General features: G+C 70.5%; 24 protein-coding genes and 2 pseudogenes. 19 read left to right on the top strand and 7 right to left on the bottom strand.

Annotated elements, in window-relative coordinates; genetic code table 11:
• The first annotated feature begins 260 nt into the window (after window positions 1–260).
• Entirely contained in the window at window positions 261–1,001 is a 741-nt protein-coding gene (locus tag ACWDD7_RS19680; protein WP_450458250.1) for a class I SAM-dependent DNA methyltransferase, read from the top strand.
• A gap of 57 nt (window positions 1,002–1,058) precedes the next feature.
• On the opposite strand, the pseudogene ACWDD7_RS19685 reads toward ACWDD7_RS19680, so the two are convergent.
• From ACWDD7_RS19685 to ACWDD7_RS19700, 4 genes and pseudogenes are all read right to left on the bottom strand, one after another.
• Window positions 1,059–1,529: pseudogene (locus tag ACWDD7_RS19685) on the bottom strand (IS5 family transposase); the annotation flags it as partial.
• Between the two features lie 209 nt (window positions 1,530–1,738).
• A complete protein-coding gene (locus tag ACWDD7_RS19690; protein ID WP_450458251.1) occupies window positions 1,739–2,446 on the bottom strand; it encodes a hypothetical protein in 708 nt (235 codons plus the stop codon).
• A 107-nt stretch (window positions 2,447–2,553) separates the two neighbouring features.
• Complete coding sequence (locus ACWDD7_RS19695; protein ID WP_450458252.1) at window positions 2,554–4,821, bottom strand: hypothetical protein; 2,268 nt, start codon at window positions 4,819–4,821, stop codon at window positions 2,554–2,556.
• A 31-nt stretch (window positions 4,822–4,852) separates the two neighbouring features.
• The gene (locus ACWDD7_RS19700) at window positions 4,853–5,842 is read right to left on the bottom strand and encodes a patatin-like phospholipase family protein (protein WP_450458253.1); all 990 of its coding nucleotides are present in this window, start codon (window positions 5,840–5,842) and stop codon (window positions 4,853–4,855) included.
• A gap of 697 nt (window positions 5,843–6,539) precedes the next feature.
• On the opposite strand from ACWDD7_RS19700, the pseudogene ACWDD7_RS19705 reads away from it, so the two are divergent.
• Window positions 6,540–6,683: pseudogene (locus tag ACWDD7_RS19705) on the top strand (helix-turn-helix domain-containing protein); the annotation flags it as partial.
• A 315-nt stretch (window positions 6,684–6,998) separates the two neighbouring features.
• The gene (locus tag ACWDD7_RS19710) at window positions 6,999–7,766 is read left to right on the top strand and encodes a citrate/2-methylcitrate synthase (protein ID WP_450458274.1); all 768 of its coding nucleotides are present in this window, start codon (window positions 6,999–7,001) and stop codon (window positions 7,764–7,766) included.
• Between the two features lie 160 nt (window positions 7,767–7,926).
• Here the strand turns inward: ACWDD7_RS19710 and ACWDD7_RS19715 are convergent, their stop codons facing one another.
• Window positions 7,927–8,646, bottom strand: coding sequence for an SDR family NAD(P)-dependent oxidoreductase (locus tag ACWDD7_RS19715; protein ID WP_351872834.1), 720 nt, complete (start codon window positions 8,644–8,646; stop codon window positions 7,927–7,929).
• 83 nt (window positions 8,647–8,729) lie between these two features.
• Here ACWDD7_RS19715 and ACWDD7_RS19720 point away from each other — a divergent pair, with 83 nt between their 5' ends.
• Window positions 8,730–9,587 carry an NAD(P)H-binding protein gene (locus tag ACWDD7_RS19720; RefSeq protein WP_450458254.1) on the top strand — a complete coding sequence of 286 codons (858 nt, stop codon included), beginning with the start codon at window positions 8,730–8,732 and terminating at the stop codon, window positions 9,585–9,587.
• A 12-nt stretch (window positions 9,588–9,599) separates the two neighbouring features.
• Here the strand turns inward: ACWDD7_RS19720 and ACWDD7_RS19725 are convergent, their stop codons facing one another.
• Entirely contained in the window at window positions 9,600–10,502 is a 903-nt protein-coding gene (locus tag ACWDD7_RS19725) for an MBL fold metallo-hydrolase (protein ID WP_351872829.1), read from the bottom strand.
• Window positions 10,492–10,779, bottom strand: a complete 288-nt coding sequence (locus ACWDD7_RS19730) for an antibiotic biosynthesis monooxygenase family protein (RefSeq protein WP_351872826.1) — start codon at window positions 10,777–10,779, stop codon at window positions 10,492–10,494. The genes ACWDD7_RS19725 and ACWDD7_RS19730 overlap by 11 nt, the downstream gene beginning before the upstream one ends.
• 137 nt (window positions 10,780–10,916) lie before the next feature.
• On the opposite strand from ACWDD7_RS19730, the gene ACWDD7_RS19735 reads away from it, so the two are divergent.
• The 15 genes from ACWDD7_RS19735 to ACWDD7_RS19805 all read left to right on the top strand — a co-directional run bounded on the left by ACWDD7_RS19735 (window position 10,917) and on the right by ACWDD7_RS19805 (window position 21,911).
• Window positions 10,917–12,188 (top strand): beta-ketoacyl-[acyl-carrier-protein] synthase family protein, encoded by a 1,272-nt coding sequence (locus ACWDD7_RS19735; protein ID WP_392218939.1) that lies wholly within the window; start codon window positions 10,917–10,919, stop codon window positions 12,186–12,188.
• A complete protein-coding gene (locus ACWDD7_RS19740) occupies window positions 12,185–13,393 on the top strand; it encodes a ketosynthase chain-length factor (protein WP_450458255.1) in 1,209 nt (402 codons plus the stop codon). Before ACWDD7_RS19735 ends, ACWDD7_RS19740 begins: the two co-directional genes overlap by 4 nt.
• A complete protein-coding gene (locus ACWDD7_RS19745; RefSeq protein WP_351872817.1) occupies window positions 13,393–13,644 on the top strand; it encodes an acyl carrier protein in 252 nt (83 codons plus the stop codon). The genes ACWDD7_RS19740 and ACWDD7_RS19745 overlap by 1 nt, the downstream gene beginning before the upstream one ends.
• On the top strand, window positions 13,641–14,114 hold the full coding sequence (locus ACWDD7_RS19750; RefSeq protein WP_450458256.1) for a hypothetical protein: 474 nt from the start codon (window positions 13,641–13,643) through the stop codon (window positions 14,112–14,114). Before ACWDD7_RS19745 ends, ACWDD7_RS19750 begins: the two co-directional genes overlap by 4 nt.
• Window positions 14,111–14,587 (top strand): acetyl-CoA carboxylase biotin carboxyl carrier protein, encoded by a 477-nt coding sequence (locus ACWDD7_RS19755; protein ID WP_450458257.1) that lies wholly within the window; start codon window positions 14,111–14,113, stop codon window positions 14,585–14,587. Before ACWDD7_RS19750 ends, ACWDD7_RS19755 begins: the two co-directional genes overlap by 4 nt.
• The gene (locus ACWDD7_RS19760) at window positions 14,584–15,009 is read left to right on the top strand and encodes a hypothetical protein (protein WP_450458258.1); all 426 of its coding nucleotides are present in this window, start codon (window positions 14,584–14,586) and stop codon (window positions 15,007–15,009) included. Before ACWDD7_RS19755 ends, ACWDD7_RS19760 begins: the two co-directional genes overlap by 4 nt.
• A gap of 13 nt (window positions 15,010–15,022) precedes the next feature.
• Complete coding sequence (locus tag ACWDD7_RS19765; RefSeq protein WP_392218933.1) at window positions 15,023–15,808, top strand: SDR family NAD(P)-dependent oxidoreductase; 786 nt, start codon at window positions 15,023–15,025, stop codon at window positions 15,806–15,808.
• Window positions 15,809–15,824: 16 nt separating this feature from the next.
• Window positions 15,825–16,772, top strand: coding sequence for an aromatase/cyclase (locus tag ACWDD7_RS19770; RefSeq protein ID WP_450458259.1), 948 nt, complete (start codon window positions 15,825–15,827; stop codon window positions 16,770–16,772).
• Window positions 16,769–17,239, top strand: coding sequence for a nuclear transport factor 2 family protein (locus ACWDD7_RS19775; RefSeq protein WP_450458260.1), 471 nt, complete (start codon window positions 16,769–16,771; stop codon window positions 17,237–17,239). The genes ACWDD7_RS19770 and ACWDD7_RS19775 overlap by 4 nt, the downstream gene beginning before the upstream one ends.
• Window positions 17,220–17,693: a nuclear transport factor 2 family protein gene (locus tag ACWDD7_RS19780; RefSeq protein ID WP_351872798.1), complete on the top strand. Its 474-nt coding sequence runs from the start codon at window positions 17,220–17,222 to the stop codon at window positions 17,691–17,693. The genes ACWDD7_RS19775 and ACWDD7_RS19780 overlap by 20 nt, the downstream gene beginning before the upstream one ends.
• Window positions 17,690–18,688, top strand: a complete 999-nt coding sequence (locus ACWDD7_RS19785; protein WP_450458261.1) for a methyltransferase — start codon at window positions 17,690–17,692, stop codon at window positions 18,686–18,688. The genes ACWDD7_RS19780 and ACWDD7_RS19785 overlap by 4 nt, the downstream gene beginning before the upstream one ends.
• Window positions 18,688–19,179: a flavin reductase family protein gene (locus ACWDD7_RS19790; RefSeq protein ID WP_351872794.1), complete on the top strand. Its 492-nt coding sequence runs from the start codon at window positions 18,688–18,690 to the stop codon at window positions 19,177–19,179. The genes ACWDD7_RS19785 and ACWDD7_RS19790 overlap by 1 nt, the downstream gene beginning before the upstream one ends.
• Window positions 19,176–20,231 (top strand): LLM class flavin-dependent oxidoreductase, encoded by a 1,056-nt coding sequence (locus ACWDD7_RS19795; protein WP_450458262.1) that lies wholly within the window; start codon window positions 19,176–19,178, stop codon window positions 20,229–20,231. Before ACWDD7_RS19790 ends, ACWDD7_RS19795 begins: the two co-directional genes overlap by 4 nt.
• Window positions 20,232–20,317: 86 nt before the next feature.
• On the top strand, window positions 20,318–20,962 hold the full coding sequence (locus ACWDD7_RS19800) for a TetR/AcrR family transcriptional regulator (protein ID WP_351872789.1): 645 nt from the start codon (window positions 20,318–20,320) through the stop codon (window positions 20,960–20,962).
• Between the two features lie 157 nt (window positions 20,963–21,119).
• Window positions 21,120–21,911, top strand: coding sequence for an AfsR/SARP family transcriptional regulator (locus ACWDD7_RS19805; protein ID WP_450458263.1), 792 nt, complete (start codon window positions 21,120–21,122; stop codon window positions 21,909–21,911).
• The last annotated feature ends 180 nt before the right edge of the window (window positions 21,912–22,091 follow it).

Below are 22,091 nucleotides of genomic sequence, written 5' to 3' on the forward strand. Positions count from 1 at the left end.
CTACACGTTGATCGAGCGGACGCGAGCGGCTGCCGCGGCCGTGGGCGCGCGTCCGGCCGATGGTGTAGACGGTTAGTCAGGACTCCTAATGAGATGATCTCCAAGGTGGTTGGGTCATTCCGGGACTGATGATGAGGCGTGCGGGGCGGTTCGGCCGAAGCCCTGGCAAGGCGACAACGAGTTGTAGGCGGTGCACGCTGACCCGCGGAGAACTTAAATGCGTCGACAGCGCCCCTCGGCACCCGGCACAGTGGCCACCCGTGACGAGCAGTGAACTGTGGACCCGCGCGACCGCCGACCGCTACGACGCCGAGGAAGCCGAATCGTCCTCGGCTGCCGTTCTCGGACCGGCTCTCGCCTTCCTCGCCGAACTCGCCGGAGACGGCCGGGCACTGGAGTTCGCCATCGGAACCGGACGAGTGGGCGTCCCGCTCCGGGAACGCGGCGTGCCCGTTGCGGGCATCGAACTGTCCGAGCACATGGCAGCGGTCCTGCGGCGCAAGATCGACGAGGACATGCTCCCCGTCGTCATCGGAGACATGGCCACGACCGTCGTCCCCGGCGAGTTCACCCTGGTCTATCTCGTCTACAACACGATCACGAACCTCCTCACGCAGGACGAGCAGGTCGAGTGCTTCCGCAACGCCGCACGTCACCTGACGCCTGGCGGCCGATTCGTCATCGAGCTGGGCGTGCCGCCACTGCGATTCCTGCCGCCCGGGCAGGTCGCGGTGCCGTTCGATGTCTCCGACCGGCATCTTGGCTTCGACACCTTCGACCTGGTCGAGCAGATTCTCGTCTCGCACCATCTCACCCGCGACGGCGAAGACGGCCGCTACCGCCGTGGCAACTCCCGGCACCGGTACGCGTGGCCGGCGGAGCTCGACCTGATGGCGCGGATCGCTGGGCTCGAACTGGAACGTCGCGTTGCGGACTGGGACGGGTCTCCGTTCACCCAGGACTCCGCGAAGCACATCTCTGTGTGGCGCAAGCCGGCCTGAGGTCGGTACCAGGCCATCAACGTTGGCCGTGCCTGTCTTGAACTTCTGTCGGAAGTTCAGGCGTCGCCAGCAGATCAGTGCGCATCCGAGGACGAGGAAGGCTTCGTGGATGTCGTCGCGGATCTCCCAGTGGATCCGCAGGCGGAACCAGTGCAGGTGGGCGAATGTTCGCTCCACGACCCCGCGTTGCGTGCCCAGGCCCGAGCCGTGCTCGGTGCCCCGGCGAGCGATCAGCGGCTTCACGCCGAGATCCCGGACGCGGCGGCGGTACTTGTCGTGGTCGTAGCCGCGGTCGCCCAGCACCACGTCCGGGCGGCGCCGGGGCCGGCCTCGCTTGCCCCTCACCGGCGGCACCGCCTGAAGCAGCGGGATCAGCTGGGTGACGTCGTTGCGGTTGCCGCCGGTCAAGGTGGCGGCGAGCGGGATACCGGTGGCGTCGGTGATCAGGTGATGCTTGCTGCCCGTCCTGCCCTGGCCAACAGGGCTTCGTCCCGTCTTGGATCCCCCTTTCAATGCCCGTATGTGGGAGCAGCCGCTGCCGAGGCCGCCCGCCTCCAGGCCGCTGCATCACCCGAGCCGGAGGACGACCAGGAGCCGGACCGGGGCCGCGGCTGGTTCCGCCGGAGGCCCTGACGGACCGGCGTCGTCGGCGCTACCCCGAGCCCGCCGACCGCTGACGTCCGGGCTGGGCAAGCCCTTCCGTGCGAGGGGGGCTTGCCCGGCGCCCGGCGACCTGGCTACGCCATGGCGGCGGCCACGGTTTCCAGGGCGGCGCGCTGCTGCGGGTCGACCGGGACGTCCATCTGGCGCAGCGAGCGCAGCGTGGTGCCTTCGGCGCACAGCCTGCACAGCCTGATCACCGGCATCGGCCCGGCGCCGATCAGGGTGTGCGAGGAAGAGCTCTCGTAGACGGGCCGGTAGCAGCCGGGGCACAGGCGGCAGTCCTCGAGTTCGTCCGCCGGCGGCGCGTCCGGTCCGAGCAGCGGGACGATCCGCAGGAGGTTCTCCCCGGCTTCGGCCCACAGTCCCATCGGACGTTCTGCGCTCCGTTCGAAGACGACGTAGGCGTCCGGGCCTTCGCTGGTGCGGACCTGGGCCGGCGTGCCGACGCCGTTCTCGGGGCGGTCGGTCATGAACGCCAGGACGGTCCTGTGCCCTGGCCCCTCGCTCACGCCGAAGACGTGGCCGCGCCCGGCAGCGAGGGCCGTGCCCACCTCGTTCAGCCCCTGGCCGTCGTCGTCGTTGCGCAGGCGCAGCGGCCATGAGGCCGGGACGCCGTCGATCTCGGCAGGGGAGGAGGTGATCAGGACGCCGTTGCCGGACTGGCGGACGTCCAGGTGCTGCATCCCCTCGGTGGAGTGGAACGCGGTGCCGAACCACTCCTTCGCCGATTGCCCGCTCTCGCCCCGTGGGCGGTGCGGCTTGTGCTGCTTGTGACGTCCCATGCTGTTCCTCGCAGACGTGACCCCGTGCGTGCGCGGGCCGATCGGTCCGCTGAATCCACTGAAGCGATCCCGGGTCGGCCAGCTCCCTCGCTCCGATGTCGTGGGTCCTACCCGCATCGGGCCACACGCTCTGCGGCCAGGCAGGTACGGACCATCGCTACCCGGACCGTCGGGCCGCCTATGCCGCACTTGATGACGTAGAAGAGGAAGATGTTGGTCGAGGTGACGGCGAACGCGTACACGTAGACGTCATGAAGGATCTGCATGTAGAGGCAGGCGCCGATGGTCAGCACGGCCGTGGCGTAGAAGAGCGAGGTCGGTACCCACTGGGCGAGCGCGGAGAGCCCGGTGATCTTGTCGTCGTCGCTGGGTAGCGTACTGAGACCGAGCTGGCGGGACCGCGCGATGACCGCTCGGACGTAGGCGAGGGTCAGGAAGTTTGCGAGCCAGGTCAGGCACTGCCCGATCGCGGAGTTGAGCGGCCACCAGCGGGGTTCGACCAGAGTGATCGCCAGTACGAGCAGGCAGGGCACGACGGCCATGATCCGCATGACCACCTCGGTCGCCAAGGCCAGTCGGCTCAGCGCGCCAGCCCGCCACCCGATGGCGAGCGGTGTGAGGCCGGAGAACAGTGTCTGGTAGTACTTCGGCGCCGCGATGGCGTAGGAGAGCCCGACCATCCGGGCAGGGAGGTTGGCTCGCCAGTCCGGCAGTCGGTAGTCGCCGTGCCGCCACGAGTCGACGATCGGGAAGCCCTTGGAACCGCCGTCGAGGTGCTGCACCAGCTCCACCAGCTTGTTGCCCCAGTCGAGGTCGAAGTCCCGCAGCAGCCAGGTGGTGACGGTGGAGTTCGTCACCGCCCAGATCAGCGCCGACACCAGCGACCAGGCGAGCAGCCAGTTGGTGAAGGGCCTGCGGTACCCCTCCGGGCGGCCGCTCTGCTGGCGGTGCATCCGCCACAGCCGCCACTCCCGGCCTGGATCCCCGGCCAGCGGGCGCAGCAGCTCGCGCAGCGCCCGCCAACCGGTCTCGACCCGCAGGTCGGACTCGCCCTGCTCGGCAGCCTTCACCGTCTTCAGCTCCGAGAGAAACCCGCTCTTCAGTTCACCGAAGGAGAAGGCATGTTCCGTACCGGTGCCGAAGAGGAGCAGCCGTCTCGCCGGATCGGCGTCGATCAGATCCTCGATGAAGCGCGCCAGTTGCACTGCGCGCATGTAGAAGATGTCCGGGACCACACCGTCGGTGCTCGCTCGTCCGGTGCCGAAGAGGATCAGCAGTCGGTCGAGCGAGTAGAGGTCGGCCCGGGCGATCTCGGTGTCGCCGGACTTGACCTCCGGGGCGATGTAGGAGGACTCGGCACCCGATGTTCCGGTGATGGTGTGGGTGTAGAGATAATTGCGTCCGAGGTCGATGAGTTTGAAGGCGCCGTCAGCGTCGGACACGATGATGTTGGATGGCGAGAGGTCGGCGTGTACGCCTTTGATCCGGCCGTGCACGGGGGTGTCCCGGGCGAGGCGCTGCAGGTCCTCCAGCGCCTCGAAGAGCAGCACCCCCTTTTCCCTCAGGCGGTCGAGGCGGAGGGAGAGTGCGCCAGCGCCGGCAGCCTCCGGCTCCCATTCCTCGCGGACGAGTTCCGCGAGTGTCCTGCCCGCGATGAAGTCCATCAGGATCCAGCTGTCGAAGCTGGCCCAGACGCGTACCAGATGCCGGGAACCGGTGGCGGCGGTGTCGTACGTCTCGGCGTAGTCGCGCGTGGCCTGGGTGAGGGTCCTGATCCTGGTGAACGGGTACAGGATCAGCTTAAGGGCGAACTCCGGGCGGGTGCCGTGCACGGTGCTCGCGGTGCTGCCGCGCAGGATCATCGAGGTGCTGCCGTGCCGGTGGAACCGCAAGTTGCCCTGCATTGCCCGCCATTCGCGCTCGGCGGGCCCCACAGCCGCGTCTGCGCGACGCCGGCCGGGCCGCGGCTGCGGGTGGTAGATCTCAGCGATGACTTCCGCGACCGCGTCCTCCGCGAGGAGTACGTCGCAGACGGCGCCGCAGTCATGGGTCAGCGCCCTGCCACCGTGGTCGGGGGAGGGCTGCGAGAGCGAGCGCTGTGCCTCGGATTCGGCGAGACCGAGCAGGGTCAGCAGATACAGGCTGACGAACCCGAACAGCGCGGCCAGGCTTGTCCGGCGCCGTTCGCTCCGGGCGCGGTATCCCAGGCACCAGTCGGTCAGGCGGGTGACCGTGGCCTGTCGGCCGACGAGTCCGAACCGGCTGTCGAAGGTCCGCTCGTCCGGCGGTATGTCCTGCAGCAGGCGCCGCCATGACGTGAGACGGCGGGTCCGCTGACGGGCGGTCTCCGGCCCGCCGTCAGCGGTCAGTTCCAACAGCTCCCTTAGTTCCGCAAGGTGCCGGTCGCTATACCCCCTCAGTTCGCCCAGTGTCGCGAGCAGCAGGTCTGGCGTCGCGCCTCGGTTCTCCATTCGCGGTGTCCACCACCATCAGTCTCGGCATGGCACGGATGCTTCCCTGGCGGATCAGTTCGGACGGCCTGCCCTCGGTGGCACAGAAGGCGATTCCGTACGCCAGCCGCGCGCTGTCGAGGAGCCTGCGCTGGTCCAGCTCGTGTCGCTTGAGTTCGGGCATCCAGGGCAGTGGAGCCAGGTCGAGGACGTACGGGGCACCGGCCGTGGGGGACGTACGCATCTGGCGCAGCCAGTCCTGGTCTCGGTGTTTCTGACGGATCGCCGCCAGGTAGCCGCTGCCGAGACCGGGGCGCATCCGCTCGAGGTGGAGGTAGGCGTAGCGGTGCAGCAAGGAGAGCCCGCTATCCGCCGACCGCATCGGGCGTGTGCTGAGGGAGAGGATGTGTGTGCAGCCGTCGTCGACCGCAAGCCGGAACGGCAAGGCGGTGAGCACTCCGCCGTCGACCGCACGCCGCCCGTCGGGCGTCGGGACCGTACCGGGCAGGGCGATGGGCAGCCAGGCGGAGGCACGCAGCGCAGCCTTCAGGTCTTGGCGGGAGGCGAAGTCCCGCAGTACGACAGTCCGCAGGGCATCGACATCCGTGACCGGGACGGCCAACGGTATCGCCGACCCGAGAACCGCCTCGTAGTCGAGGGGTTTGACCTGTTCCATGATGTGGTCGAAGGAGTACCCCAGGTCCAGGATCGGGCGTCGGCGCAGCGCCCGGGAGAAGTCGACGAACTGCTTGGTCGCCAGGTCGTCGTAGTAGATCGACAGTGGGTACCAGGTCTCCCCGGCGAGAAAGTAAGCCCCATTGATGCCACCGGCGGAGCAGCCGTACACCACGTCGAAGGCGTTCTTGAAGCCGTAGTCCTCAAGCTGGGACAGCATCGCCGCAGAGATCACCCCCCGCATGCCGCCGCCCTCTACGGCAAGGGCCACGGTCGCTCCGTCCTTGCGCTGGCCCGGTAAGCTTCCGGAGTCCCGTCGGGCACGCAGGATCGCTAATACAGGATGCGCCGCATCCCAGTGTTCAAGCCCGTTCTTGGCATCACCGGCCTGCACGGCACCCCCCGCAGGATCAGGCCCCTGTTCTCCCATCACCACACGCCGGGTCACACCCTCCCAGACGCGAGGTATCTCCGGGAAGCCCTCGCGTCCATCAATGACCTTCGGGGTGGTGATGCGGGAGTGGCGAGGCGAGGGCATCGAGCGGGACTGGGTAGCGCGGACGGGCTGTTGGAGCCACACCGAGCGGGTGCTGCTGACCTACGACCAGGTCCGCGCCTACGAGCTGCCCGCGACCGAGGGCAAGCAGGGCGCCCCGAGATGGCCGGCCTTCGCCGACCGCTACGGCTTCGACCCCCGCTGGCCGAACTCCGACGTCTTGTCCTCGCGCCCTCGACCCGTGCATCGACGTCTTAGCGCGGGTCAGGTTGGGGCGGGTGTCTGGATTCTTCCGTTCCAGGGGTGGGGTGGTGGGGTTTTGGTGTTACGTGCGTGCTGGATCCGGCCGAAAACTTGCGCCTTCGTGTCAACGTTCCGGGTGGGTTGTGCGACTTGGATGTGTGGGCTCATTCGTTTTGGTCGTGAGGGGGACTGAGTCGTGAGTGTGGGGGAGTCGGGGATGGATGACGGGATGTGGCTGACGACGGAGCAGGCGGCGAGGCGGTTGGGGGTGAAGCGGGAGACGATCTACGCGTATACGAGCAGGGGGTTGTTGCGTAGGGCGAGTGATGGTGCGCGGGGGAGCAGGTTCCGGCGGGATGACATCGAGCGTCTTGCGGCGCGGGGGCGTAAGACGCGGGAGCGGGAGGGGTCGCGGGCGGTTCTGGAGTCGGGTATCGCGTTGATCCGTAATGACCGGTTGTTCTACCGGGGGTATGACGTGTTGTTGTTGTGTGGGGGGATGGGGTTCGAGAACGTGTCGCATCTGTTGTGGGGGGCGAGTGTGGAGGCGTTGGGTGCGGTGCCGCGTCCGTGGGTGTTTCCGGAGGGGTGGCGGGGGGTCGCGGATGCGGGGCGGGGGTGTTCTGTGTTGCCGCTGGACCGGATCGTGTGTGGGTTGGCGGCGTTGTCGGGGACGGGGTGTCGCAGTGTGATCGAGGAGGAGTGCACGGGGGAGGCGGAGCGGCTGATTGCTTTCGCGGTTTACTGTGCGACGGGTTTGCTTGCGGTGGATTCGGGGGGTGTGGCGGGTGCGTTGGCGCGGGGTCTGTTGCCGGTGTCGGGGCGGGGGGTGATGCCGCCGGCTTTGGTGTCGTTGGTGGATGTGGCGTTGAATCTGGCGGCGGAGAACGGGTTGGCGGCGCCGACGGTGTGCAGTCGGATCGTGGCGTCGGTGGGTGGGGACATGAAGGCTGCTGTGCTGGCGGGGTTGTGTGCGATGCGGGGTTCGGCGCCGGGGGCGGCGGCGTATCGGGTGGAGGAGTTGCTGCGTTGTTATTACGAGAGTCCGGGGTGTGCGCGGGTGGCGAAGTTGGTGGCTTCGGATCGGCCGGTGCCGGGGATCGGGCATCTGGCGTTCCGTCAGCGGGATCCGCGGGCGGCGATCCTGTTGGAGCGGATGTCTGCGGAGTGGGCTCCTGATGCTGATCTGCCGTCGGACGGTGCGTTGCGGATGGCGGCGTTGCGTGAGGCGCTCGCGGACATTCGTGAGGCCGGGCTGGTTCCGGTGAACCTTGATTTCGCGGTGAGTGCGTTGTGTTTCGTCGCGGGGATGAGTCCGGGGGCGGGGGAGGCCTTGTTCTCGATAGCGCGGATGTCGGGGTGGGTGGCTCATCTGCTGGAGCAGTTGGGTCAGAACACCAACTTCCGTATGCAGTTCGTGTATACGGGGCCGGTCCTGCGTGGCAGCAACGGCTGATCTGTTGCCTGCCCGGGGGCGCCGCCACCTGTGGCCGGCGGCGCCCCGGGGCGACCGCAGCACCCCGCGCACGGCTCCACCACCCCTGTCCTTGCGATACCCCCGCAGCCCCAGCGTCGTGGAGGCGGCGCGTGTCCTGCCGTAGCGGTGTCGCGTGCCCTCACCAGCGCAAGCCGCCGTTCACCTCCAGCACATGGCCGTTGACGTAGGAGGCGTCCGGGCTGATCAGATAGCGGACCGCGGCGGCGACCTCGTCGCCGGTGCCCAGGCGGGGCGTGGCCAGTTTGGCCTCGTAGGCGGGCCAGACCGCGGTGTTGGCGCTCAGCCGGCGACCCATACCCGCGTCGATGAAACCGGGGGAGACGCAGTTGGCGGTGATGCCCTGGGCGGCCACCTCCAGAGCGAGGACCCGGGTGAACATCTCCAGGGCGGCCTTGGAGGCCGCGTACGAGGAGGCACCGGGGGCCGGGCGTACCGCCAGCGCGGAGGACAGGGTGATGATCCGGCCCTGGGGGGACTTCTCCAGATGGGGGAGGGCTGCGGAGACACAGGAGAAGGTGCCGGTGAGGTTGGTGTCGATCACCGTCGTCCAGTCGTCGTGGGAGAGCGCCCGTACCGGCCCGGGGCGGCTGGTGCCCGCGTTGGCCACCAGGATGTCGATGCCGCCGAAGCGGTCGGCTGCGGCCGCCATCAGCGTGTGCACCGAGTCCGGGTCCCGTACGTCCAGCGGATGGAAGTGCGCTCCCGGCAGAGGGGACCCGGCCGGTTTGCGGGCCGCGTACATCACTTGGCAGCCGTCGTTCACCAGCGCCTTCGCCACGGCCAGGCCGAGGCCCGTCGTACCGCCCGTGACCACTGCGGACTTCCCGTTCGGCTTCATGGACACGACGCTAGGGAGCACCGCAAGAGGTCCGCTGGAGCGGGCTCGTGCCGGGCTCCAGCGGGGGCGGTCATCCTCGGGTGATGATCCTTGTGACTGGGGCCTCCGGAACGGTGGGCCGTGCACTGGTGGCACAACTGCTGCGGGACGGGCGGAAGGTGCGCGTCCTGACCCGGAATCCGGGACGGGTGTCCTTCCCGGACGGTGTCGAGATCGTCCAGGGGGACCTAGGGATTCCCTCGACGCTGACGGCCGCCGTCGCCGGCGTCACGTCCGTGTTCCTGTCCGGTGTGGGGCACCAACGCGCCGTCCACGACCGGAACGTGGTGACGGCGGCGCGCGGTGCCGCGGTCGAGCACGTCGTTCAGCTGTCGTCCCTCGCGGTCGAGGAGGACCACACGGGAGCCGAGGCCGCCCGGGTGCTCGCCGGCTGGCATGCCGCCGGGGAGGCCGCCCTGACGGACTCCGGCCTGCCCTGGACGATCCTGCGGCCCAACGGCTTCATGTCCAACGCGCTGCAGTGGGCCCGTCCGATCGCCGCCGGTGAGACCGTGATCCGAGCCCCCTTCGGCCGGCTCGCCTCGACGCCGGTCGATCCGCGTGACCTCGCGGCCGTCGCCGCGGTGGCCCTGGCCCGGCCGGGGCGGGGCGAGATCCACCGGGTGACCGGGCCGGAGCCCATCACGCCGGCCGGACAGGTGCGGGTGCTCGGTGAACTCCTCGGACTGCCGCTGCGGTTCGCCGAGCAGCCCCTCGACGAGGCCCGGCGGGCCCTGGCGCGCGTGATGCCGGCGGACACGGCCGACGCGGTCCTGGCGGCCCGTGCCCACGCCGACCTCGCGGTCCGTACAGCCGTGCATCCGACGGTCGCCGAACTCACCGGGCGGCCCGCCCGTTCGTTCGCCGAGTGGGCCGCCGATCACGCGGCGTCGTTCCGCTGAGCCCGTTCCGGTTCAGGCCAGGCAGCGCAGGGGGCGGCCCCCGTTGTACTCCACCATCTCCCGGAAGACCGGCGCCGACGGCAGATGGGCGCCGAGGACACCGCCCGCCGCCTCCTGGAACGCCCGGTGCAGGTTCGCCACGAGGCGTTCGGGATCGCGCAGCCCGGCATACGGGCCGGGGCCGGCCTCCCGGGCGGCCTCCAGCGGGGACAGCCCCGACTTCACGGCCTCGGCGGCGACCTCGCGCGTCCACAGCAGGCAGGCCTCGGTCTGCGCGAACACCTCCGGGCCGGTCACCTCCCCGTGACCGCCGACCACCGTCCGCGGTTCGAGGGCCCGCAGCCGGCGCAGGGCCCGCAGCGTGCCCTCCAGCGAACCCATGAGGACGAACGGCGCGCACCCCGGCATCACCACGTCCCCGGTGAACAGCACCCGGGCGTCCGGCAGCCAGCCGATCACGTCGTTCGTGGTGTGGGCCGGGCCGACGTGCCGCAACTGAAGCGGCCGGTCCGCCACATGGACGGTGAGCCGGTCCTCGAAGGTGAGCGACGGCAGCACCAGGTCCAGGTCGCCCCAGTCCACCTCGGGCCACACCGCGCGCAGCGCCGCTCCCCTCGTCTCCATCTCGCCGCGAGCCTCTCGATGGGCCACCACGGTGGCGCCCGGGAAGGCGGCGTTGCCGAACGTGTGGTCGCCGTGGTGGTGGGTGTTGACGACGATGTCGGGCGCCGCGGCGACCGAGGTGACGGCGGCGTGCAGGGCCCGCGCGCGTGCTTCGGTGGCGGCGGTGTCGATCACCGCCGTACGGCCCGCGGAGCTGACGACGCCCGCGTTGCTGACGCACCAGCCCCCGTCCGGCTGCACATACGCGTACACCCCGTCCGCGACCTCACGCAGATACGGTTCAGCCGGCATGGTCCGCCACCACCGCGCACAGGTGCGGGTCGCCGGTGGAGACCTTCCCGACCCGCACGGCCGAGCGGAACTCCTCCTTGGCGGTGGCGGCACGGAAGGCGGCCTCGTCCTGCCACTCGGCGATGTTGAAATACACCGCGGGATCGTCCGTGGACCGCACCAGGCGGTAGCCGATGAAGCCGGGCTGCGCCGCGAAGTGCGCGGCGACCCGCGCGTAGATGGCCTCCAACTCCTCGGGCCGGCCGTGCAGATGGAGCTTGTTCACGAAAACAACCATGGCGCTCAGAGTCGGCCGCGAGGTTGGAGTCCCCCTATAGCCCGGGTGGAGGCGGCTCTGGTCGGTCTCGGGTGGGTCTCCAGACCGCGTTGCCAGCATGGCTGGCGACCGGGCAGGCAGAGGAAGGACCGGCAGAGATGACCAGTTCACGTCGGAGGGTTGTGGTCACCGGGATGGAGGTGATCGCACCCGGCCAGAGCGGCACCAAGGCGTTCTGGCAACTTCTCACCGAGGGACGCACCGCGACCCGGCTCATCACCGGTTTCGATCCCTCTCCGTTCAGGTCGAGGGTGGCCGCGGAGTGCGACTTCGATCCCGCCGCGCACGGCCTCACCCCGCGGGAGATCCGCCGGATGGACAGGGCCGCGCAGTTCGCCGTGGTGGCCGCCCGCGGAGCGGTCGCCGAGTCCGGCGTAGGCCTCGACACCGAGGACCCGGCACGGATCGGGGCGGTCGTCGGCAGCGCGGTGGGCTGCACCATGAGCCTGGAGCGCGAGTACGTGGTGGTCAGCGACACCGGCCGGGAGTGGCTGGTGGACCCGGAGTACGCGGTGCGCCATCTCTACGACTATCTGGTCCCCAGCTCGCTGGCGGCCGAGGTCGCCTGGGCGGTGGGCGCCGAGGGGCCGGTCACGGTGGTCTCCACCGGCTGCACCTCCGGCATCGACGCGGTGGGCCACGCCGTCGACCTCGTCCGCGAGGGCTCGGCCGACGTGATGGTCGCCGGGGCCTGCGACGCCCCGATCTCCCCGATCACCCTGGCCTGCTTCGACGCGATCAAGGCCACCACCCCGCGCAACGACGACCCCGAGCACGCCTCGCGCCCCTTCGACCGCTCACGCGACGGATTCGTCCTCGGGGAGGGCGCGGCGATGTTCGTGCTGGAGGAGCGCGGACACGCGCTGCGCCGCGGCGCACCCGTGCTGGCGGAGATCAGCGGGTACGCCTCCCGGTGCAACGCCTACCACATGACCGGACTGCGCCCGGACGGGAAGGAGATGTCCGAGGCGATCCGCGCCGCCCTCGACGAGGGCCGAGTCCCGGTGGAATCCATCGACTACGTCAACGCGCACGGGTCGGGAACCCGGCAGAACGACCGTCACGAGACCGCCGCCATCAAACGCGCCCTGGGCGAGCACGCCCGGCGCGTACCGGTCAGCTCCATCAAGTCGATGATCGGGCACTCGCTGGGTGCGATCGGCTCGATAGAGATCGCGGCGAGCGTGCTGGCCCTCCAGCATCACGTGGTGCCGCCCACGGCCAATCTGCACACGGCCGACCCGGAGTGTGATCTGGACTACGTACCGCTGACCGCGCGCGATCACCGCACCGACACCGTGCTCACCGTCGGCAGCGGTTTCGGCGGCTTCCAGAGCGCCATGGTCCTCACCACGCCGGAGGCGGCATGAGGCCGGTCGTCGACGGGCTGGGCATCGTCTCGCCCAACGGCCTGGGCACCGAGAACTACTGGGCGGCCACGCTGGAGGGCAGGAGCGGCATCCGACGCGTCACCCGCTTCGACCCCGGACGCTATCCGGCGCGGCTGGCGGGCGAGGTGCGGGGCTTCGACCCCGCCGAGCACCTGTCCTCCCGGCTCCTGCCGCAGACCGACCAGATGACGCGACTCGCCCTCGTGGCCTCCGACTGGGCGCTCGCCGACGCCGGTGTGGATCCGGCCGAGCTGCCCGAGTACGGGGCCGGTGTGCTCACCGCGAGCGCATCGGGCGGCTTCGACTTCGGCCAGCGCGAGTTGGAGAAGCTGTGGAGCAAGGGCAGCGAGCATGTCAGCGCGTACCAGTCCTTCGCCTGGTTCTACGCCGTCAACACCGGCCAGATCTCCATCAGGCACGGGCTGCGTGGCGCCGGGGGTGTGCTGGTCGGCGACCAGGCCGGCGGTCTGGACGCGGTGGCCCAGGCGCGGCGCAACCTGCGCAAGGGCGCGGTCGCGATGCTCACCGGGGGTGTCGACTCGGCACTGTGCCCCTGGGGCTGGGTGGCGCAGCTCGCCAGCCGCGAGCTGTCCACCGTGCAGCGTCCGCGGGCAGCGTTCCTGCCCTTCGACGTGGCGGCCTGTGGCCACGTACCGGGAGAGGGCGGAGCGATCCTCTACCTGACCACCGCCGAGCGGGCCCGGCACCCGTACGGGGAGATCGCCGGGTACGGCACGGCCTTCGACCCGCCGCCGGACAGCGGCCGCCCGTCCGCCCTGGGGCGCGCCGTTCGACTCGCCCTGGCGGACGCGGAGATCACGCCCGCCGACGTGGACGTCGTCTTCGCCGACGGGGCGGGGCGGGCGGAGGCCGACGCGGCGGAGGCCGCGGCCGTCAACGCGGTCTTCGGACCGGGCGCGGTGCCGGTGACCGTGCCGAAGACCATGACCGGCCGCCTGTACTCCGGCGGCGCGGCCCTCGACCTGGCGACCGCGCTGCTCGCCCTGCGCGACCAGGTGATCCCCCCGACCATCAACGTCACCCGACCCGACCCCCGGCACCGGCTCGACCTGGTCACCGGCGGACCCCGGCAGGCGCGGCTGCGTGTCGCACTGGTGCTGGCGCGCGGCCACGGCGGTTTCAACTCCGCCATGGTCGTGCGACGAGTAGAAGGAAACCACTGATGCGTGAAGTGACGATCGACGACCTCAGGCAACTGCTGCGCACGGCCGCCGGGGAGAGCGAGGCGGACCTCGACGGGGACATCCTCGACATGGAGTTCGAGAACCTCGGCTACGACTCGCTGGCCCTGCTGGAGACCGCCAGCCTCATCGAACGCCACCACGGCGTGAAGGTGGCCGACGACATCGCCGGCGCACGTACTCCCCGGGAGTTCCTCGGTCGCGTCAACCAGCCCCTGGCCGACGCGCCGTGACGGGCATCGGCACCGTCCCCGACCGGGCGGATCAGGCGGTCACCCGGGGGAAGACGGCCGGTCGGCTGCGCCGTGCCGGCCGCCGGGCCCCGGTCCACGGCCCCCGACGGGAGCGGGCGCGGCAGGCGGACCCCGGGTGCGGGCACCGTCACCGGCCGACGACGCTGGTCGGCGGCGGCTCGTCCGGCCCCGTCGCCCGGCCGGTGCGCGAGCCGGGCCCACGGGAGTTCGGCGACGTGCCGGCCCGCTCCGAGCGGCCGGCCCGGGCGCGGGCCGCCACCGGTCCGGACGAGGCGGTGCCGGCCGGGTCGGCGGAGACCGGCGGCCGGCCCGTGGTCGTGGCCGTGACGGACCTCGGCTTCCCCCGGGCGATCGGCGAGGCAACGGGCCCCCGCCCGTGCCGCCCCCCGGCGCGCTGGTCCGCGGACGCCACGAACGCGTTTTCGCCGACGGGGTGTGATCGCCGGTGAGTGACCGTGATGACGGACTGCGCCGCTTGGCGCGGGAGCTGGCCGAGCTGGTCGCCGAGCTGGCGGCCGGGGTACCGGGGCCGATAGCGAGGGGGGCACCGCGGACCGGCGAGCAGGCGGGCGGGGTGACGTGGGCCCGCGCCGTCGGGGGCGTGGGCGCCACGGACCGTCCGGCCGTCGCCGTGCGGCAGGCCGCGGCCAAGGCGGCGACCCCTTCCGCGCACGAGGTCACCGCCCCGATCTTCGGCACCTTCCACGGCGCCGCGGGCCCGGGGGTGCCGCCGTTCGTCAAGGTCGGCGAACGGGTGGAGAAGGACCAGCAGATCGGCGTCGTCGAGGCGATGAGGCTCACCGCCCCCGTGCTGTCCCCCTGGCCCGGAGAGGTCGCCGCGGTGGTGGCCGCCGACGGCGAGAGCGTGGAGTTCGGCCAGGTGCTGGTGCTGATACGGGCACATCAAGTGGAGGGCGCATGACGTTCCGCAAGGTGCCCATCGCCCATCGCGGGAAGGTTGCCCCGCAAATGGTCCTCGACCGTGGATCACCGGAGGTCGTCCATGCCGACGGGGTGGTGCACGCCGCCCAGCCCCGCCGCGGCCGTCCGCACGCGGCGCCACGCACCGGCGCCGACGCGCTCCGGCCCGGCCGCGGACTCCGGAGGACGTCCGGCGAAAAGGCCGCGCCCCGCTCCCCGGCCGCGGCGTCCGGACTCCCCGTACCGCCGGGCGGCGACGGCGCCGTCAGCGGTCCCGCCCTGGCCGGGTTCGGGGTCGCGCGCACCGGCGTGACGGCCACCGTCCCGCTGCCGGGCCGACTGCCGGGCCGCCCCGCCTTCGGGGCCGGGGAGCGCACCACCCAGTTCGTCACGGACCTGCTGACCCACGATCGGGCGGCCTGACGCGAGGAGACCCATGAATCCGACACAGTCCCGCACGGCCCTGGTGACCGGTGCCACCAGCGGTATCGGGCTCGCCATCACCAAGACGCTCGCCGAGCAGGGCCACCGCGTGTACGTGTGCGCCCGCGGCGGGGGCGACGTCGACCGCACGGTCAAGGAACTGCGCGCCGCCGGCCACGACGTGGACGGCACCGGCTGCGACGTCCGCGAGCCGGAGGAGGTACGCGCACTCGTCGCGGCGGCCGTCGCCCGCTTCGGCCCGGTGGAGATCGCCGTCAACAACGCCGGGCGCAGCGGGGGCGGGATCACCGCCGAGATCCCCGACGAGCTCTGGAGCGACGTCATGCGCACCAATCTGGACAGCGTGTTCTTCACGACCAAGGCCGTCCTGGCCGACGGCGGCATGCGGGAGAACGGCTGGGGGCGGCTCATCAACATCGCCTCCACCGGAGGCAAGCAGGGCGTCGTGCTCGGCGCCCCGTACTCGGCGTCCAAGCACGGCGTCGTGGGCTTCAGCAAGGCGCTCGGCCTGGAGCTGGCCAAGACCGGCATCACCGTCAACGCGGTCTGCCCCGGCTATGTGGAGACCCCTATGGCGGCGCGGGTCCGCGAGGGCTACGCCGCGGCCTGGGACACCACCGAGGACGACGTGCTGCGACGCTTCGAGGCGAAGATCCCGCTCGGCCGCTACTCCACTCCCGAGGAGGTGGCGGGCCTGGTCGGCTATCTGACCACCGACGCGGCCGCCCCCATCACAGCCCAGGCGATCAACGTCTGCGGCGGTCTCGGCACCTACTGATCGGACGGGAGACGTCATGGCAGCACCCCGAGTGCACCACACCCTGCACGAGACGGAGGTCGCGGCGCCCGCCGAACTCGTCTACGCCCTGGTCGCCGACGTGACGGCCTGGCCGCGGATCTTCCCGCCGACCGTGCACGCCGAGGTCGCGGAGCGGACCGGCGGGCAGCAGCGCATCCTCATCTGGGCGACGGCAGGCGAGACGGTCAAGCACTGGACCTCGCGCCGCATCCTCGATCCGGGCGCGCTCCGCGTGGAGTTCCGGCAGGAGGTCTCCCAGCATCCGGTCGCCTCCATGGGCGGTGCCTGGGAGATCACTGCCACGGGCGACGGCACCAGCAGGGTGGCGCTCGCGCACGACTACACGGCGGTCGGTGGCACCCCGGACAACGAGGCGTGGATCGCGGCCGCGGTCGAACGCAACAGCACCGCGGAACTCGCCGCGCTCAAGGCGAATGCCGAATCCGAGTCCGCCGCCGGCCTGGTCCTGTCGTTCCAGGACGAGCTGGCCGTACACGGCCAGGCCAAGGATCTCTTCGACTTCGTCGACCAGGCGGGACTGTGGGCCGAACGTCTGCCGCACGTCGACCGGGTCGCCCTCGTCGAGGAGGCCCCCGGTGTCCAGCGCCTGAGCATGGACACCCTGACCGCCGACGGTGCCACCCACACCACCGAGTCGGTCCGGCTCTGCTTCCCGCACGAGCGGATCGTCTACAAGCAGCTCAAGGTACCCGCGCTGATGAAGGTGCACACCGGCGCGTGGACCTTCACCGACACGGGGGACGGAGCCGTCATCACCTCCGCCCACACCGTCGTACTGAATCCGGACGCCGTCCCCAGGGTGCTCGGCGCCGACGCCACCCTGTCCGACGCCCGGGACTTCGTGCGCGCGGCGCTCGGCCGCAACAGCACCACCACCATGCGCCATGCCAAGGACTACGCGGAAGGGAACGCCTCGACATGACCGAGACCCGGACACCGCCACCCGCCACCCGCACCCCCGCCACACCCGAACAGTTCGTCTCCGTCCAGCACTTCCTCAACCGGCAGATGCAGTTGCTCGACGACGGCCGCGCCGCGGACTGGGCCGCCACCTTCACCGAGGACGGCGTCTTCGCCCAGGACACCCGGCCGGAGGGCAGGCGCGGCCGCGCGGTCCTCGCCGAACGCATGGAGCACCACGCGGGCGTGCTCGCCGCGCGTGGGCTGACACGGCGTCACTGGATCGGCATGCTGAGCGTCGAGCGGAGCGAGGACGGCGAGGACCAGGGCCAGGTGCGGGCCCGCTACTACGCGATCGTCGTCGACACCCCCGCGGACGGCGAGGCTGCCCTGCACCTGAGTACCGTCTGCGACGACGTGCTGGTCCCGGACGGCGACGGCTGGCTGGTCGCGCACCGCTACATCCACCATGACAATCACCGGCCCTGAACTCGGCCTGCGGCTGCGGGAGTTCTACACCCGTCAGTACGGGCTGATCGACAGCGGCGCGGCCGAGGAGTGTGCCGCGACCTTCGCTGCCGACGCCACGCTGGTCCGCAACGCGGGGTCCGCGCGCATGCGGGCCGCGGAAGCCTCCCCGGTCCACCGGGGCCGCGACGGCATCGCCCGGGCTCTGGCGCGCACCGTGCGGCGCCGGGCCCGCGCGGGCGTCGTCCGCCGCCACTTCGTGGGCCCTCTCACGTACGAGCGCACCGATGCCGCCACCGTGCGCACCCGCTACTACCTGCTGGTCGTCGACACCGGCGCGGACGGTCCGCACCTGCGCAGCAGCTGTGTGGTGCGAGATGTGCTGACCGGACCCGACGGCCGCTGGCTGACCCGCCACCGCACCATCGACCACGACGAAACAGCCGCCCTCGCGACGAAAGGCAATCAGAGATGACTTCCAGCCCGGGGCCGGAGGCGGTCCTGCGGATCGCGTCCGGCGTGCGCCAGGCCCAGGTCCTGTTCACCTCTCTCGAACTCGGCGTCTTCGACGTGCTCGCCGAAGGGCCGCTGTCCGCCGACGAGTTGGCGGAGCGGCGCAGCCTGCACCCGCGGGCGGTACGGGACCTGCTGGCGGCGCTGCACGCGCTCGGCCTGCTGGAGCGTGACTTCGGCGGGTACCGCCTCGCCCCGGCCGCCGACACCTACCTGGTCCGCGGCCGCCCGGCCCATCTGGGCGGCTTCCTCGCCTTCCTCGACGGGGTGCTGCACCCGGCCTGGCGGGGGCTCACCCAGAGCGTGCGTACCGGACAGGCGGTGCGGACCGGTGATCCCTACGACGGCCTGTACGACTCCGCAGCCGACCGGGACGGGTTCCTCGACGCGATGGACGTGCTCAACTCCCCGCTCGCCGCCCAGCTCGCGGAGTACGACTGGCACTGCTACCGCTCGTTCGTCGACGTGGGCGGCGCGCGCGGCAACCTGGCCGCGCAGATCGCCAAGGCCCACCCGAACCTGGACGCCCAGGTCTTCGATCTGCCGGGACTGAGCCCCGCGTTCGACCGGCACATGGCCGCGCTGGGGCTCACCGGCGCCGTGTCGTTCACCGCCGGCGACTTCTTCGCCGATCCGCTGCCCGCGGCCGACGTGGTGATCTTCGGGCATGTGCTGCACAACTGGCCCGAGGAGCGGCGGGACGTGCTTCTGGCCAAGGCGTACGAGGCGGTCAGCGCCGGGGGAGCGGTGCTGGTCTACGACCCCATGATCGACGAGCATCGGCCCCAGCTTCCCAACGTGCTGGCCAGCCTCAACATGCTCGTCTGGTCCGAGGGAGGGTCGGAGTACCCGGTCGGGGACCTGCGCGCCCGCCTGTTCGCCGCCGGGTTCGCCACCGTCACCGCGAGCCCGATCGGTGCGACGGGCACGCTGGTCGCCGCCCGGAAGGCCGCCTGATGGGCGACGTCGGCACGGACCGGTTCCGGGAGATCTTCCGGGCCTTTCCCACCGGGCTCACCGTCGTCACCTGCGTGGACGAGAACGCGGTGCCGCACGGGATGACCTGCAACGCGGTGAGCGCCGTATCGCTGCGCCCGGCGCTGCTGCTGGTCTGCCTCGACGAACGTGCCCGCACCCTGGGCGCCATTCGCGGCTCGGGTGCCTTCGCGGTGAACTTCCTGGCGGAGGGCGCCGAGGCCATCGCCGAACTGTTCGCGGGCAAGGGCGACGCCAAGTTCGCGGGCCTGTCCTGGGACATGGGGCCGGCCATGAGTCCGATCCTCCCGGAGTGGACCGCGGCCTATGCGGCCTGCCGGGTGGTGCGGGAGATCGAGGCGGGCGACCACTCCGTGCTGCTCGGCCGGGTCGTGGCGGGCGCGGCGTCCGGCCGTCCGCCGCTGCTCTACAACTCAGCAGCCTCTCTGCCGACCGAAAGGACCACCTCATGAAATTCGGAATCAATATCTTTCCCACCGCGGGTCCCGAGGACAAGAGTGCCGCCAGTCATTTCGCCGACAGCCTCCGGTTGGCGGAACTCGCGGAGGAGCTGGAATTCGATCACGTGAAGACCGTCGAGCACTATTTCGCCCGATACGGCGGGTACAGTCCTGACCCGGTCACCTTTCTCGCTGCGGTTGCGGCCCGCACCAGGCGAATCCGTCTGGTCACGGGTGCGGTCATCCCCGCATTCACCCACCCGGTGAAACTCGCGGGCAAGCTCGCCATGCTCGACAACATCTCCCAGGGCCGCCTGGACGTCGGTTTCGGGCGGGCCTTCCTCCCTGAGGAATTCGCGGCGTTCGGGATTCCGCTCGACGAGAGCAGGCCCAGGTTCGAGGAAGGCGTCGAGGCCTGCCGCCGGCTGTGGGCGCAGGAGAACGTGACCTGGAAGGGGCGCTTCCACAGCTTCGGCCCCGTCACCCTGCTGCCCAGGCCGTACCAGCGCCCGCACCCGCCGATCCTGGTCGCCACGGCGGTTTCGCCGGAGTCGTGCGCTGCCGCGGGCCGCGCCGGACACGGCCTCATGATGGTGCCGTCGATCAACAGCGCCGACAAGGTGCGCGAGATGCTCGCGCTCTACCGCAAGGCGTGGTCGGACGCGGGGCACGGCCCGTCCGAGGGCGCGGTGCACATGACCTACAACTGCTACGTCGCCGAGGACCGGGCGGAGGCGGTACGGCTCGGCAGGGCCTACAGCGAGTTCACCGGTCGCGCGCTGGCGGAGGCGGTGGCTTCCTGGAGCACCACGCGCAGCTCCGGCTACCAGGGGTACGAGAAGATCCCCGAACGGGCGGGCCGCGCGGACTTCGACCGCCAGCTCGCCGAGCACAAGGTCCTGGTCGGCGACCCCGATCAGGTGCTGGAGTCGCTCGGACAGATCAAAGCCCTGTTCGGGGACGTCACGATCAGTCTTCAGGTCATCTCCGGGAACCAGCCGGCGGCGGAATCGGAGCGGACGATGCGCCTGTTCGCCGAGCATGTCACGCCGTACGCCCCCTGACCCGGCGGCCTGCCTCGCCCCTTGTAATAGACACCCAAAGGGTTAGACTTCGGAGTCCAACAGGCGATCCAGGGGCGAGGAGCACCGTGGGCGAAGCGACCGTGCCGCGCGGACTACCGGCCAAGCGGGCTGCCGTCATGGCGGCGGCCGAGGAGGCGTTCATCCAGGACGGTTTCAGTGGTGCGAGCCTGGACAAGATCGCCGCCAGCGCGGGCGTCTCCAAGCAGACGATCTACAACCACTTCAGCGACAAGCGGGGCCTGTTCCTCGCGGTCGTCGAGGCCGCGAGAATCGAGGTCGACGCCCAGTCCTCGGTGGACGACTCGCTGCTGCGTACACCGGACCGCCTGGAGGAAGACCTCACCGCCGTGGGGCGGCAACTGCTCCAGGTGCTGCTCGACGAGCGGCTGTCCGCGCTGCGCCGCCTGCTGATCACGGAGGTGGCTCGCCATCCCGAACTCGGCGACCGCTGCGGAGGGTCGGGCGGCGGCACGGTCCCCCGGGCGGTCGAGTGGCTGACCCTGCGCCTGGCGGTGCTCACCGTGAGCGGTGTCCTGGCCGTGGCGGATCCGGAGGAGGCGGCTTCTCAATTCGTGGCGCTCCTCTCCTTTCCGGGACAGCAGCTTACTTCTTACGGAACCAGGCGGCTGAGCGATGAAGAGATCGAAAAGCTGGCCACCTCGGCAGCCACATTCTTCCTGCGCGCCTACCGGGCCGCTCCGGTGGATTAATGCCTCCGGCATAGGCCCGAATGCTTGGCGAAGCGTTATGCGTAATCGATAGCTGCTTCACCGGACCGTAACCTCCAGGAGGCTTGACACCCCACTGGAAATATTGCTCCCATTGGCTCACGGACGTTTCAGTGCTGGGCTTCCGATGGGGGATAGCATGCGCTACGGAATACTCGGTCCGCTCCATGTCTCATCTCGTGAGGCGATTCACGTTCCAACGGCTCCCAAGCAGCGAAAACTCCTCTCCCTGCTGTTACTCAACGCGGGGCGGATGGTTCCGGTTTCCGACTGCGTGGAAGAGCTCTGGGGGTATTCGCCGCCGAGTAGCGCGGTGCCCACACTGCAGACGTATGTGATGCAGTTACGCCGGCTGCTGAAAGAGGGGGCCGATCCACGCCTGCCGGCCGCCGAGCGGCTGGTCACCCGTGACCGCGGATACGAACTGGTCATGGAGGAGGATGAGCTCGACCGGCTGGTCTTCCGCAAGCTGCGGGCTCGGGGCCTGGCCGCCCTGGACGCCGGCGACGACTGTGCGGCCTCCCGCCTGCTCGGCGAGGCGCTGGCGCTGTGGCGGGGGCCCGCGCTCAGCGACGTGCAGCACGGTCCGCTTCTTGCCGTCCAGACCACCGGCATGAACGAGTGCCGCCTCCAGGTGACCCAGCAGCGCATCGAGGCGGATCTGCGCCTCGGGCGCCACCATGACCTCATCAGCGAGCTGAGCGTGCTGACCGGCGCGCATCCGGTGAACGAGAACCTCTACTACCTGTTCATGGTCGCCCTGTACCAGGTGGGCCGGAAGGTGGACGCCCTCGGCGTCTACCACCAACTGCGCCGCATCCTGAGCGACGAACTCGGCCTCGGCCCGTCCCCGCAGATCGGCAGGCTGCACGAGCTGTTGCTCGCGGACAAGTTCGAGCTGAATCGGGCCGGCCGCCTCCCCGTGCGCTGAGGCCTGCTCCTCGTCCCGCTCCCCATGGGCCGCGAGCCCATGGAGCGGGTTGTCATGTGCGCGTCCAATCGCGAATGGGCTAACCCGGTTGACTTGATGGACTGAGCTGCCCAATACTTTGGACCCACAGTCCAAAAGATTGGGAGACTTTGGTGACTTCTCCGTCGGCCCCATCGTTAC

This window comes from Streptomyces sp. NPDC001056 (assembly GCF_053598955.1).

Bases quoted from the DNA above. Each gene is read 5' to 3' on its own strand.
- ACWDD7_RS19690 (WP_450458251.1), bottom strand. From the start codon at position 2,446: ATGGGACGTCACAAGCAGCACAAGCCGCACCGCCCACGGGGCGAGAGC.
- ACWDD7_RS19715 (WP_351872834.1), bottom strand. From the start codon at position 8,646: ATGAAGCCGAACGGGAAGTCCGCAGTGGTCACGGGCGGTACGACGGGC.
- ACWDD7_RS19720 (WP_450458254.1), top strand. From the start codon at position 8,730: ATGATCCTTGTGACTGGGGCCTCCGGAACGGTGGGCCGTGCACTGGTG.
- ACWDD7_RS19725 (WP_351872829.1), bottom strand. From the start codon at position 10,502: ATGCCGGCTGAACCGTATCTGCGTGAGGTCGCGGACGGGGTGTACGCG.
- ACWDD7_RS19730 (WP_351872826.1), bottom strand. From the start codon at position 10,779: ATGGTTGTTTTCGTGAACAAGCTCCATCTGCACGGCCGGCCCGAGGAG.
- ACWDD7_RS19735 (WP_392218939.1), top strand. From the start codon at position 10,917: ATGACCAGTTCACGTCGGAGGGTTGTGGTCACCGGGATGGAGGTGATC.
- ACWDD7_RS19740 (WP_450458255.1), top strand. From the start codon at position 12,185: ATGAGGCCGGTCGTCGACGGGCTGGGCATCGTCTCGCCCAACGGCCTG.
- ACWDD7_RS19745 (WP_351872817.1), top strand. From the start codon at position 13,393: ATGCGTGAAGTGACGATCGACGACCTCAGGCAACTGCTGCGCACGGCC.
- ACWDD7_RS19760 (WP_450458258.1), top strand. From the start codon at position 14,584: ATGACGTTCCGCAAGGTGCCCATCGCCCATCGCGGGAAGGTTGCCCCG.
- ACWDD7_RS19765 (WP_392218933.1), top strand. From the start codon at position 15,023: ATGAATCCGACACAGTCCCGCACGGCCCTGGTGACCGGTGCCACCAGC.
- ACWDD7_RS19770 (WP_450458259.1), top strand. From the start codon at position 15,825: ATGGCAGCACCCCGAGTGCACCACACCCTGCACGAGACGGAGGTCGCG.
- ACWDD7_RS19775 (WP_450458260.1), top strand. From the start codon at position 16,769: ATGACCGAGACCCGGACACCGCCACCCGCCACCCGCACCCCCGCCACA.
- ACWDD7_RS19780 (WP_351872798.1), top strand. From the start codon at position 17,220: ATGACAATCACCGGCCCTGAACTCGGCCTGCGGCTGCGGGAGTTCTAC.
- ACWDD7_RS19785 (WP_450458261.1), top strand. From the start codon at position 17,690: ATGACTTCCAGCCCGGGGCCGGAGGCGGTCCTGCGGATCGCGTCCGGC.
- ACWDD7_RS19790 (WP_351872794.1), top strand. From the start codon at position 18,688: ATGGGCGACGTCGGCACGGACCGGTTCCGGGAGATCTTCCGGGCCTTT.
- ACWDD7_RS19795 (WP_450458262.1), top strand. From the start codon at position 19,176: ATGAAATTCGGAATCAATATCTTTCCCACCGCGGGTCCCGAGGACAAG.
- ACWDD7_RS19805 (WP_450458263.1), top strand. From the start codon at position 21,120: ATGCGCTACGGAATACTCGGTCCGCTCCATGTCTCATCTCGTGAGGCG.